The sequence below is a fragment of the Corallococcus sp. CA041A genome, from assembly GCF_003612075.1.
Taxonomy (GTDB): domain Bacteria; phylum Myxococcota; class Myxococcia; order Myxococcales; family Myxococcaceae; genus Corallococcus; species Corallococcus exiguus.
Genome location: NZ_RAWF01000056.1, coordinates 1 through 10,726, shown reverse-complemented (window position 1 = coordinate 10,726; position 10,726 = coordinate 1). Strand labels below are relative to the sequence as shown.

Below are 10,726 nucleotides of genomic sequence, written 5' to 3'. Positions count from 1 at the left end.
TTCCAGGCACCCACGGCCCGGCCTCCGCCGGGGCCGGCAACCCGGGAGTCCACCCGATGGCCCTCTTTGGCTTTGGTTCCAAGTCCCCCAAACCCTCGCAGTCCGACGAGTCCACCGAGCCGAAAGGCGAAACATTCCAGGCGCTGACGCTGGAGCAGCTGCGTTCGTTCCTGACCCGACTGCCCAAGGCGCGCGCGCAAGAAGTGCTGCCGCACCTGAACGACGCCATGTCCGAGGCGGGCATCAACACCCCGCGCCGCCAGGCCGCGTTCCTGGCGCAGCTGGCGCACGAGAGCGCCGAGTTCCGCTACTTCGAGGAGCTGGCGACCGGACGCGCCTACGAGCGGCGCAAGGACCTGGGCAACGTCAAGCCGGGCGACGGCGCGCGCTACAAGGGCCGCGGGCCCATCCAAATCACCGGCCGCACCAACTACCGCGCCGCGGGCAAGGCGCTGGAGCTGGACTTGGAGGAGAACCCCGCCCGCGCGGCCGACCTGGACGTGGGCTTCCGCACCGCCGCCTGGTTCTGGAACAGCCGCAACCTCAACAAGCACGCCGACAAGGGCGAGTTCGACGCCATCACCCGGCGCATCAACGGCGGCTACAACGGCAAGGCCTCGCGCGAGGCCTACTACCAGCGCGCGCTGCGGCTGCTGGACAAGAAGTGATCTGAAACACGAAGAGCCCGCGACCTGAAGAAGGCCGCGGGCTCCGTTGTCGTCATGGCGTCTACTTGCGCTTGGACGGAGTGGACGCGGGCTCGGTCGTCGCTTCCTCCTCCGTGGAGGCGCTGCCGTCGGAGGACTCGACGGTGCCGCCCGCCAGGTGCTTGCCTCCGGGACGGAACAGCATGCGCACCGTGAGCTTGCTGGAGTCCTTTTCGTTGAGGTCGTGCAGGCGCGTGTGTTCCTTCTTGGTGCCGCCGCCGAAGAGGGAGAACCAGCGCTTGGGCTGCGGCTTGTCCTCGGGGATGTCGCTGTCCTGCTCCGTCATCTCGAACTCGAAGCTGGCGGAGACCTCCAGCTCCGCCACGGAGAAGGAATAGTGCTTTCGGGCCGTCTCCTCCGCGATGTCCAGCGAGGACTGGACGGCCAGGATGAGGTCGTGGATGAGGACTTGCGCGTGGTCAGGCGTGGGATTGGGCTTTGCCATGGGATGGGATTGAGGAAGGAAGGGTGGATGGCGAGCCGCCACCGCCGGTGCTCCAGAACGAAGCACCGGCGGCGACGGATGTGTCTTGCTTCAGCGTGTTCCGGTCAGACAGACGGCTGGCCTCAGGCGCCGCCGCCGGTGCTGCCACCCTGGGCCGCGAGCAACGCCGCGGGCTTGATGGTGCACTTCACGGTGAGCCCCATGTGTTCCTTGTAGTCGAGCGTGAGCTTCTCCTTGATGCTCATGCGCCAGACGTTGAGGGCAACGTCCGTCTCGCTCTTGATCTCGAAGTCGCTCGTGAGGTTCACCTCGAAGTAGTACTCGGCGATCGTCATCGGATCCATGCCCGACGACATGAGGCGCTGCGCGGTGCGGGCGGCACCCGCGAAGGCGATGATGTAAGCGGACAGCTGGGCGGCGGACTGCATGGGCGTGCTCCTGGGATTGGGTTGACGGCGGATGTGCCGGGCACTGCGTCCACAGGACGTCGCACGCCATTTGTGTGTGAATGCCAACGCCAGACATCCACGGCTCACACGGCCGCCCTCCGCCGCGTCCTGCCGTCACGCGCACGACTTCCCGGGCGCGCACGCCAGGAGCCATCCCAAAAGATGAGCACGCAGAACGTCGAGCTGTTGTTGTCCCACGCCGATTCACACGAGCCGGTGGCCCCCGACGGCCTGCCCGCCGATGCCGCGGCGCGGTTCCCTCGCGACGACGACGCGCAGGGGCGCGAGGAGAGCCACCTGTGGGACGACGGGGAAGACCCCAACTCCCTGCCCGCGCAGCGCTGGGGGCTGGTCGCGCCGGAGGGGCCTGAAGGCGACCGGCTGCTCGCGCTGATGGAGCCCCTGCGCCGGCACCGGCAGGAACAGCAGGACGGCCACCCGGTGCGCGTGTACCGGGTGAGCCCGGAGCTGGCGGCGGAGGGGCGGAACCTGGAGGACTTCACCCGCTGGGTGCGCGTCGTGCTGGACGACGAAGCGGTGCCCGTGGCGGACCGGCCCCGCTACCTGCTCTTCCTGGGGGACTTCCACCAGGTGCCCTTCGAGCTGCAGCAGGCCGCGGCCCACGACGCCTACGTGGGGCGGCTGGCCTTCCGGCGCGACGAGGACTACGCGGCCTACGTGGACAAGGTGCTGCGCTGGGAGAACGCGCCCTCCGCCGAGCGCCAGCCCCGCTCGCTCTTCTTCACCGTCCACGACGGCACCGCCGCGACGCGGACGGGCTACCAGTCATTGGTGGCCCCGGCCATCGCGTCGGCCCGGCAGGCACGGGAGCTGGGCCGCTTCCCCGCGCGGGACGTGCTGGAGCTGGGCATGCCGGGAGAGCCCGGCGCCAACGCACTGCTGGAGCAGGCCGCGCACCAAGACCCCACTCTGCTCTTCTCCATGAGCCACGGCCTGGGCAGTCCCCGCGCGGGCTGGCGGAGCACCGACGCGAAGCTCGCGCTCCAGGGGGCGCTCAACCTGGGCGAAGGCCAGCACCTGGATGGCGCGGCGCTGGCCCAGCGGCCCTTCCTGCCCGGCGGCATCTGGTTCCTCTTCGCGTGCTTCGGCGCGGGCACGCCGTCGCGCAGCGCCTTCCATCACTGGCTGAAGCAGTTGCAGGCGGGAGGCCAGTTCAGCGGGAGGCTGGAGTCACTCACCGCGGCGCTGCCCCGGCCCGGGGAGCGCCCCTTCGTCGCCGCGCTGCCGCAGGCCGCGCTGGCCAACCCCCAGGGACCTCTGGCGGTCATCGGCCACGTGGACCTGGCGTGGACGTATGGCTTCCAGGACCGCGACCACCGCCAGGGCAAGGTGTCCCGCTTCATGGAGCCGCTCCAGCAGCTGGCGCGGGGCCGGCGCGTGGGCCTGGGCCTGAGCTGGCTGCTGCGCGGGGGCCACCAGGCCAACCTGGAGCTGACCACGCTGTATGACCAGGAGGAGGCGGCCCGGAGCACCGGGAAGCCCTCCACGGTGGATCCGCTGCGGCGCTCGCACCTGTGGATGCTCCGTCAGGACCTGGGCGGATACGTGCTCCTGGGCGACCCGGCCGTGCGTCTGCCATTGGCTCCGCGCTGACGGTTTGAAACAACAAGAACCCCGGGCGGCGCGCAAGGGCCCCCCGGGGTTCGAGCTTCGCGACGCCCAGGGCTCAGGTCGAGCGGTGCCCGCGGCGCTCCACACCGTGCAGCGTGAGGTTGCGCAGGGTGTCGTCGGCCAGCTCGAAGATGCTGGCCTGCGCCTTCAGCAGTTGGTCGTGCACCAGCTGCTCCAGCGCGTAGAACGGCGCCAGGGTCTCCAGCGCCTTGCGCGCCCACTCCTCGTGCTGCGAGCGCAGCGGCCGCGCGGCGGCGTCCCCCTCCACGAACTGGCGGGAGTATTCGAGCGCGGAGCGCTGGGCGGCGATGGCCTGGTGCAGGGCGCCCCGCCCCAGGTCCATCAGGTGGGCGTACGGATCGACTCTCTTCGCTTCGGTCATGGCATTGCTCCTTCGGGTCAAGACAGGTGGGTTCTTCTAGAGGCGGTGGACGACGGCGCCCCCTTCGGCCGGCGCCAGGTCCTCGTCACCGAACGCCTGGGGCCCGTTCGCCACGGGCTGCGTCCACGGCGAGGTCGCCAGGGCACGCTTCATGTCCCGGTAGCCGTCCGCCTGGCGCTCCGCGATGGAGGCGCGGGAGAACTCCGCATCGCTGCTGGAGATCTGGTGCTCACCGCGCTGGTACGTCAGGTGGATGATGTCCAGCCGGGGCGCGGGCTTCGCCAGGGGCTCGTCGCTGAACGCGAGCGGCGAGGACGCTGACATATGCCGCGTCACCCGGCTCGAGGTCTGGCGCAGGTTCCACACGGTCGCGAACTGGTCCACCTGCTGCGACGTGCGGCCCGCGAACTGGATGGACTTCATGCGCCAGCTCGCCTCGTCCATGTTCTGGGGCAGCGGCGCGCGCGCCTCGAACAAATCAATCATGAAGACCAGGGAGTGCCGCTGGGGCGGGTCGTCCAGGATGGCGTTGAGCGGCGTGTTCGTGACGCAGCCGCCGTCCCAGTACAGCTCCCCGTCGATGAGGCTGGGCGGAAAGGCGGGCGGCAGCGCGCCGCTGGCGAGCACATGGTCCGGCCCCAGGGCGCTTCGCGTGTTGTCGAAGAACACCAGGTGGCCGTCGCTCACGCGGGTGGCCCCCAGGCTCAGCCGCGTCGCACGGGAGTTGATGTATTCGAAGTCCACCAGCCGCCGCAGCGTCGAGCGCATGGGCCGGGTGGAATAGAAGCTCAGCGCCTCCGGAGAGCCCGGCGGCGCGAGCAGCGGGGACAGCGCGCGGGGCGCGTAGAAGCCGGGCTGGCCGAAGAGCAGGCTGGTCATGTGGCTGCCCAGGTTGAAGAGCTGGCGCAGGCGGCCCTTGAAGAGCGAGCCCCACTCACTGCCCGGCCAGGACACCTCGCGCCAGAACGCCTCCAGCCGCTCGAGCCGCTGCTCCGGGCGGTTGCCCGCGACCAGCGCGGCGGTGAAGGCGCCAATGGAGATGCCGGAGACCCAGTCCGGATGCAGGCCAGCCTCCTCCAGGGCCTGATAGGCCCCCACGTGGTAGGCGCCCAGGGCCCCGCCGCCTTGAAAGACGACGATGACCTGCGGGCGCTCCTGGGGTGCTTGCGGCTGTGTCATGGATGTCCTCTCGCGAATGCTGCGGTGGAGTGCCGCCCCGGAGGAGCGGGGGGCTGATGGATCCCAATCCACCCTTCCCAGTCCCCCGCTCCCCGAGGCAGCGCTCCAGGGACGGCCGCGGCCACGCGGTTGTGAATCCACGCCGGCCTCCGAGGTCATGAATTTCACACCCGGCGGGCGTCCGCGTCCTTCAGGCGCAACTTTCAACCCTGGAGACAGACATGAGTGGACGCGTGGCAGTGGTGACAGGAGGAACGCGCGGCATTGGCGCGGCGAGCGCCGACGCCCTGCGGCAGCAGGGTTACCGCGTGGCGGTCACCTATTATGCGAATGAGCAGGCGGCGCAGAACTTCACGGGGCGCACCGGCATCCCGGCGTTCCGCTTCGACGCCGCCAACACCGCCCAGTGTGTCGCGGGCGTGAAGAAGATCGTCGAAGCGCTGGGTCCCATCGAGGTGCTGGTGAACAACGCCGGCATCACCCGGGACGCCATGCTGCACAAGATGACGTCCGAGCAGTGGAACGAGGTCATCCAGACGAACCTCACCTCGTGCTTCAACCTGTGCAACGTCGTGGTGGGCCCGATGCGCGAGCGTGGCTTCGGCCGCATCATCAACATCGGGTCCATCAACGGGCAGACGGGCCAACTGGGACAGACGGCCTACGCGGCGGCCAAGGCGGGCATGCATGGCTTCACCGTGGCGCTGGCGCGCGAGGGCGCCGCCCGCGGCGTCACCGCCAACCTCATCGCGCCGGGCTACATCGACACGGACCTGGTGCGCACCGTGCCTCCGGAGGAACTGGTGCGCATTCGCACGCGCATCCCCGTGGGCCGCCTGGGGCGCGCCGACGAAATCGCCCGCGCCGTGACGTTCCTCGCCTCCGACAAGGCCGGCTTCATCACCGGCTCCACGCTCACCATCAATGGTGGGCAGCACATGTACTGAAGGAGGCCGCGAATGAACGCATCCCTGGAGCCCATGCGGCGCGCCTTCCTGGAAGTCCTCCTCCGGCTGGCGATGGACCCCCAGCGGATGCTCGCGGCGGGAATCGACCTGTGGGGACGCTCCCTGCGCGGGGGCGTCCCACCGGAGCCCGCCCCTTCCGCGCCGGACCGCCGCTTCCGAGACCCGGCGTGGAGGGAGCAGCCCTTCTTCGACGGCCTGCGCCGCGCGTACCTCACCGGCGCGGACTGGCTGGAGCACCTGGTGGCCCAAGCGCCGGGCGTGGACAAGCACACGGCGCACCAGGCGCGCTTCTACGCGCGCCAGCTCACCGACGCGCTGTCTCCGTCCAACTTCCCCGCGCTCAACCCAGAGGTGCTCCGCGCCGCGCGCGAGTCCCACGGCATGAGCCTGATCAAGGGACTGGAGGCGCTGTGCGAGGACCTGGCGCGGGGCCAGGGCCAGTTGGCGACGCGCATGACGGACCGGCGGACGTTCCGGCTGGGGGAGAACCTGGCCACCACGCCGGGCGACGTGGTCCATGAGGAGCGCCTGTTCCAGCTCATCCAGTACCGGCCCACTACGCCCACCGTCTACCGCCAGCCGCTGCTGGTGGTGCCGCCGTGGATCAACAAGTTCTACATCCTGGACCTGCGCCCGGAGAACTCGTTCGTCCGCTGGGCAGTGGACCGCGGGTACACGGTGTTCCTCATCTCCTGGGTGAACCCCGACGAAACGCACGCGGACGTGGATTGGGAGGACTACCTCGTGCACGGACTGATTGCCGCGCTGGAGGCCGTCTGCCGCGCCACCGGCGAGGAGCGGGTCTCCACGCTGGGCTACTGCATCGGAGGAACGCTGCTGGCGTCGGGGCTCGCGTGGCTCGCCGCCCAGAATGATTCGCTCATCGCCAGCGCGACGCTGCTCACCACTCAGGTGGACTTCAGCGAACCGGGGGACCTGGGGGCCTTCATCGACGCGCCGCGGTTGGAGCGGCTGGAGGCCCACATGCGCGAGCGCGGCTATCTGGAGGGGCTGGAGATGATGACCACCTTCAACCTGCTCCGAGCGAAGGACCTGGTCTGGCCCTTCGTGGTGAACAACTACCTGCTCGGCCGGGAGCCGGCCCCCAGTGACTTCCTCGCGTGGAGCACCGACCCCACGCGCATGCCCGCGCGCGCGCACGCGACGTACCTGCGGGAGCTGTACCTGCACAACCGCCTGGTCCAGCCGGGCGCGCTGTCGCTCGCTGGCGTCCCCCTGGACCTGGGCCGCGTGAAGACGCCCCTCTACGTGCAAGCCTGCCGGGAGGACCACATCGCGCCCTTCCGCTCGGTGTACCGGGGAGCGAGGAACTACCGGGGTCCCGTGCGGTTCGTGCTCGCGGGCTCGGGCCATGTCGCCGGCGTCATCAACCCGCCGTCCGCGAACCGGTATCGCTATTGGGTCCCGAAGCCCCGTCCGGGCGCGTCACCTGGAAACGCGCCTGCGTCCATCCCAAACGCGGATGTATTTGCGTCGCATTCAAACGCAGTCGCGTCACTCCAGGACGCGGATGAGATTGCGCTCCGCGGCAAGACGGATGTGATTGCGTCGACACCGGACGCATCGGCGTCCTTCATGGACGCGGATGGAATTGCGTCGCACGCGGACGCCGATGCGTGGCTTCAGGACGCAAAAGAACACCCAGGGTCCTGGTGGACGGACTGGGAGTATTGGCAATCCGAGCGTTCGGGAGAACGCGTCCCAGCCCGGATCCCCGGCGAGGGAGGGCTTCGCGTCATTGAAGCGGCTCCGGGGCGCTACGTGCGCTCGCGCATTCTCCCGGAATGAGTCGCGCGAGCCGTGCTCCGCCGGCCTGCCCGGACGGAGCACGGACTTGCGCTCAGCGGGGGCACGGCTCTTGCGAAAGGGTGGTCCGAAGGATTCCGTACGCGAGCTGGATGCGCTTTCTCACGTTGCAACTGGTCAACCGGAGCTGTTCAGCAATGTCGGCATAGGACATGTCCTGGAGGTAGCGCATCACCAGGGGCACCCTCAGATTGGGGGGCAGCGCCTCGATGCATTCCCGGACCGCCGCGGCGCTCTCGCGCTGGAGCAGGCCCGCGTCGGGCAGCTGCTCCTGGGACTGAGGCTCCGCGGACTCCAGGTCTTCCATCCACTCCTCGGTGTCGCCCCAGCGCTGGCGCTCGCGGTGGATGTCCATGCAGACGTTGTGGAGGATGCGTCCCAGCCACGCCCTCGGGTTGAGGATCTTCCCGGGCGACACGTAGTTCTGGTGGGCCCGGAGCATCGCGGTGTCCACCGCGTCCTCCGCGTCCACCACGTTCCCGCCCATCAGCCGCAGCGCCTGCTGCAACAACGGCTCCTTGTGCTGCTCCCATACACGCCAGAAAGAGGGATTGGTGTTTTCGCTCACGGTTTCCAGGGCTCCAAAAGTGCATCTGGAAACGGAGCAGCGAGATGTCTGTGAACAACCCTTGATCATCTCCAAAAAGGGCAGCCCGGAAATCCACGGGAAATCACAAGCCGTAGCGACCAGCGTCTTCCTGGCGTTCACCCCCCGAACGCATGGCGGAGCCAATGAGCGCGCGACAGGAAGCGGAGCAGGACACCCTCGAGGAAGCGAACCCCCTGAAGGAACACCTCGCACTCCAGTGGAGCAGGCAGGCGGGCGCGAGCTTCCCGAAGTTGTGGGTGGGTCATCTGGAGGGCGACGAGCGTGGCGTCTTCGCCAAGGTGCCCATCGCGGCGGGAGAAGAGGTGCTGCGGGTGCCGCGCGCGTGCCTGGTGACGCTGGACGTCGCGAGAGCGTCGGACATCGGCCGGCTCATCGACGCGCACGCACCGGACACGAGCGAGGAGTGCTACCTGGCGGCATTCCTGCTCCAGGAGAAGGAGCGCGAGGACTCGGCCTGGAAGCCGTACCTGGACGTGCTGCCCCAGTCCTTCCCGCACCTGCCGCTGTTCTTCGACGCGCAGGAACTGTCGCTCCTCCAGGGCTCCTCCGCGCTGCGCGAGGTGGCGCGGTGGAAGGAGATGCTGCTCGCTCGCTACGCCATGCTGGCGCAGCGGGTGCCGGGCTTCGAGCGCTTCACGCCCGACGCGTACCTCTGGGCGCAGCACGTGTTGATCAGCCGCAGCTTCGGCCTGACGGTGGCGGGCAAGCTCACGCGGTGCTTCGTGCCGGTGGCGGACATGCTCAACCACCGGGCCTCGCCGCGCCTGGTATGGGGCAACACGGAGGACGGTGAGGCCTTCGTGCTGGTGGCGCACGAGCCCGTGGCCGCGCGCGAGGAACTGCACATCAGCTATGGCATCAAGTCCAGCTGCCGGTTCCTGCTGAGCTACGGCTTCGTGCCGGAGGACAACCCGGACGACACGCTGGTGCTCTACCTGGGCGTGCCCGAGGACGCGGTGGAAGCGGAGGGAAAGCGGGAGCTGCTCGCGCTGGCGACTCCGCCGTCGCGGCGCCGCTTCGAGGTGCCGCTGCACTACGGGCACGCCTCCACGGTGGCGATGTTCTCCTTCCTGCGCGTGGCGTGCGCGAACGCGCGGGAGCTGGCCCGGCTCGCCGAGGAGGCCCGCGAGGAGCAGGGCCTGGGCGAAGTGCCACCGCTGAGCGCGGAGACGGAGGAGCGCGTCTTCCGCTACCTCCACGACGCGTGCGAGGCACGGCTCGCGGGCTTCGAGACGACGCTGGAGGAGGACGAGCAATTGCTCCAGGAGGCGGACCTGTCGCGCAACGCGCGCAACTGCCTGCTCTTGCGGCGCGGTGAGAAGCGGCTGCTGCGGGCCTACGCGGGCCTGGCGCTCGCCTTCCTCCCCGCGCTGAGCCCCACCCCGCCCGCCCCCGCCGTGGGCGGATGAGCCGGCTTCATTCCCAGACTTCAGGACGACAGGACATGACCATGGACAAGAAGATCATCGCGGTGGTGGGAGCAACGGGCGAAGAGGGAGGCGGCCTCGCGCGCGCCATCCTCGCGGACACGCAGAGCGGCTTCATGGTGCGCGCGCTCACGCGCAAGCCAGGCTCGGAGCTGGCGCGCCGGCTGGCGAAGCTGGGCGCGGAGGTCGTCGCGGCGGACGTGAGCGACGCGAAGAGCCTGAAGGCCGCGTTCACCGGAGCGCACGGCGCCTTCTGCGTCACCAGCTATTGGGAGAAGCCCGACCCGGAGCGCGAGCTGGCACAGGCGCGGACGATGGCGCACGCCGCGAAGGAGGCGGGGGTAGCGCACGTCATCTGGTCCACCCAGGAAGACACCCGGCGCCTCATCCCTTTGGAAGACACGCGGATGCCCATGCTCAAGAGGCACTACCGCGTGCCGCAGTTCGACGTGAAGGGCGCGAGCGATGCGTACTTCAGCGGCCTGGACCTGCCGGTGACGTTCGTGCGCACCTCGTTCTCGTGGGAGAACCTGCTGTCGTTCGGATTGGGAGGAAAGCGCAACGCCGACGGCACGTTCGACTTCGTGCTGCCCACGGAGGACCAGAAGCTGCCCGGCATCGCCACGGAGGACGTGGGCGGATGCGTCCACACCCTCTTCCAGCGCGGGCCGGAGGCATGGGCGGGCCGGACGGTGGGGCTGGCCAGCGAGCACCTGACGGGCCAGGAGATCGCCCAGACGCTGCAGCAGGTGCTGGGACAGGAGGTGCGCTTCCACTCCATGGAGCCGGAGGTCTACCGGACGTTCAACTTCCCCGGCGCGTCGGAGCTCGCGAACATGTTCCAGTTCATGCGGGACTTTTCAGAGGAGTACTGCGCCGCCAGGGACCCCGAGTTCACGCGCGAACTGAATCCCCAGGTGCAGTCGCTGGCCCGGTGGATTGAACGCAACAAGGCCCGCTTCGTGCGCGCGGCGTGAAGGGCGCCAGGCCCTGCCTCCCGGTCCACGGAAGGCAGGGCCTGTTTTTCAGACTGAGATCTCCCGGCCTCCCCCACCCCTGTCCCTTATACACATCTGACGCTGCCGACGATCTTACGCGTG

General features: G+C 69.2%; 11 protein-coding genes. 6 read left to right on the top strand and 5 right to left on the bottom strand.

What is annotated here, in order from left to right:
* The first annotated feature begins 56 nt into the window (after window positions 1-56).
* Window positions 57-668, top strand: a complete 612-nt coding sequence (locus D7V77_RS12485) for a glycoside hydrolase family 19 protein (protein ID WP_120576501.1) — start codon at window positions 57-59, stop codon at window positions 666-668.
* 61 nt (window positions 669-729) lie between these two features.
* Here the strand turns inward: D7V77_RS12485 and D7V77_RS12480 are convergent, their stop codons facing one another.
* Both D7V77_RS12480 and D7V77_RS12475 read right to left on the bottom strand, forming a co-directional pair.
* Window positions 730-1,152, bottom strand: coding sequence for a hypothetical protein (locus D7V77_RS12480; RefSeq protein ID WP_120576500.1), 423 nt, complete (start codon window positions 1,150-1,152; stop codon window positions 730-732).
* Window positions 1,153-1,274: 122 nt separating this feature from the next.
* The gene (locus D7V77_RS12475; protein ID WP_120565777.1) at window positions 1,275-1,580 is read right to left on the bottom strand and encodes a hypothetical protein; all 306 of its coding nucleotides are present in this window, start codon (window positions 1,578-1,580) and stop codon (window positions 1,275-1,277) included.
* Window positions 1,581-1,763: 183 nt separating this feature from the next.
* Here D7V77_RS12475 and D7V77_RS12470 point away from each other — a divergent pair, with 183 nt between their 5' ends.
* Window positions 1,764-3,215 carry a hypothetical protein gene (locus tag D7V77_RS12470; RefSeq protein ID WP_120576499.1) on the top strand — a complete coding sequence of 484 codons (1,452 nt, stop codon included), beginning with the start codon at window positions 1,764-1,766 and terminating at the stop codon, window positions 3,213-3,215.
* Window positions 3,216-3,288: 73 nt separating this feature from the next.
* Here the strand turns inward: D7V77_RS12470 and D7V77_RS12465 are convergent, their stop codons facing one another.
* Both D7V77_RS12465 and D7V77_RS12460 read right to left on the bottom strand, forming a co-directional pair.
* Entirely contained in the window at window positions 3,289-3,615 is a 327-nt protein-coding gene (locus D7V77_RS12465) for a hypothetical protein (protein WP_120576498.1), read from the bottom strand.
* Between the two features lie 36 nt (window positions 3,616-3,651).
* Window positions 3,652-4,794: a patatin-like phospholipase family protein gene (locus D7V77_RS12460; protein ID WP_158624389.1), complete on the bottom strand. Its 1,143-nt coding sequence runs from the start codon at window positions 4,792-4,794 to the stop codon at window positions 3,652-3,654.
* A gap of 221 nt (window positions 4,795-5,015) precedes the next feature.
* On the opposite strand from D7V77_RS12460, the gene phbB reads away from it, so the two are divergent.
* Window positions 5,016-5,741 carry an acetoacetyl-CoA reductase gene (gene phbB / locus D7V77_RS12455; protein WP_120576496.1) on the top strand — a complete coding sequence of 242 codons (726 nt, stop codon included), beginning with the start codon at window positions 5,016-5,018 and terminating at the stop codon, window positions 5,739-5,741.
* 12 nt (window positions 5,742-5,753) lie between these two features.
* The gene (locus D7V77_RS12450) at window positions 5,754-7,571 is read left to right on the top strand and encodes an alpha/beta hydrolase (protein ID WP_120576495.1); all 1,818 of its coding nucleotides are present in this window, start codon (window positions 5,754-5,756) and stop codon (window positions 7,569-7,571) included.
* A gap of 52 nt (window positions 7,572-7,623) precedes the next feature.
* On the opposite strand, the gene D7V77_RS12445 is transcribed toward D7V77_RS12450, so the two are convergent.
* Entirely contained in the window at window positions 7,624-8,157 is a 534-nt protein-coding gene (locus tag D7V77_RS12445) for an RNA polymerase sigma factor (protein WP_158620752.1), read from the bottom strand.
* Between the two features lie 164 nt (window positions 8,158-8,321).
* On the opposite strand from D7V77_RS12445, the gene D7V77_RS12440 reads away from it, so the two are divergent.
* Window positions 8,322-9,608: an SET domain-containing histone-lysine N-methyltransferase gene (locus tag D7V77_RS12440; protein ID WP_158624388.1), complete on the top strand. Its 1,287-nt coding sequence runs from the start codon at window positions 8,322-8,324 to the stop codon at window positions 9,606-9,608.
* 35 nt (window positions 9,609-9,643) lie between these two features.
* Window positions 9,644-10,603, top strand: a complete 960-nt coding sequence (locus D7V77_RS12435; protein ID WP_199733771.1) for an NmrA/HSCARG family protein — start codon at window positions 9,644-9,646, stop codon at window positions 10,601-10,603.
* The last annotated feature ends 123 nt before the right edge of the window (window positions 10,604-10,726 follow it).

Excerpts from the sequence above, each read along its gene's own strand:
- D7V77_RS12485 (WP_120576501.1), top strand. The coding sequence starts at position 57 with ATGGCCCTCTTTGGCTTTGGTTCCAAGTCCCCCAAACCCTCGCAGTCC.
- D7V77_RS12480 (WP_120576500.1), bottom strand. The coding sequence starts at position 1,152 with ATGGCAAAGCCCAATCCCACGCCTGACCACGCGCAAGTCCTCATCCAC.
- D7V77_RS12475 (WP_120565777.1), bottom strand. The coding sequence starts at position 1,580 with ATGCAGTCCGCCGCCCAGCTGTCCGCTTACATCATCGCCTTCGCGGGT.
- D7V77_RS12470 (WP_120576499.1), top strand. The coding sequence starts at position 1,764 with ATGAGCACGCAGAACGTCGAGCTGTTGTTGTCCCACGCCGATTCACAC.
- D7V77_RS12465 (WP_120576498.1), bottom strand. The coding sequence starts at position 3,615 with ATGACCGAAGCGAAGAGAGTCGATCCGTACGCCCACCTGATGGACCTG.
- D7V77_RS12460 (WP_158624389.1), bottom strand. The coding sequence starts at position 4,794 with ATGACACAGCCGCAAGCACCCCAGGAGCGCCCGCAGGTCATCGTCGTC.
- phbB (WP_120576496.1), top strand. The coding sequence starts at position 5,016 with ATGAGTGGACGCGTGGCAGTGGTGACAGGAGGAACGCGCGGCATTGGC.
- D7V77_RS12450 (WP_120576495.1), top strand. The coding sequence starts at position 5,754 with ATGAACGCATCCCTGGAGCCCATGCGGCGCGCCTTCCTGGAAGTCCTC.
- D7V77_RS12440 (WP_158624388.1), top strand. The coding sequence starts at position 8,322 with ATGAGCGCGCGACAGGAAGCGGAGCAGGACACCCTCGAGGAAGCGAAC.
- D7V77_RS12435 (WP_199733771.1), top strand. The coding sequence starts at position 9,644 with ATGACCATGGACAAGAAGATCATCGCGGTGGTGGGAGCAACGGGCGAA.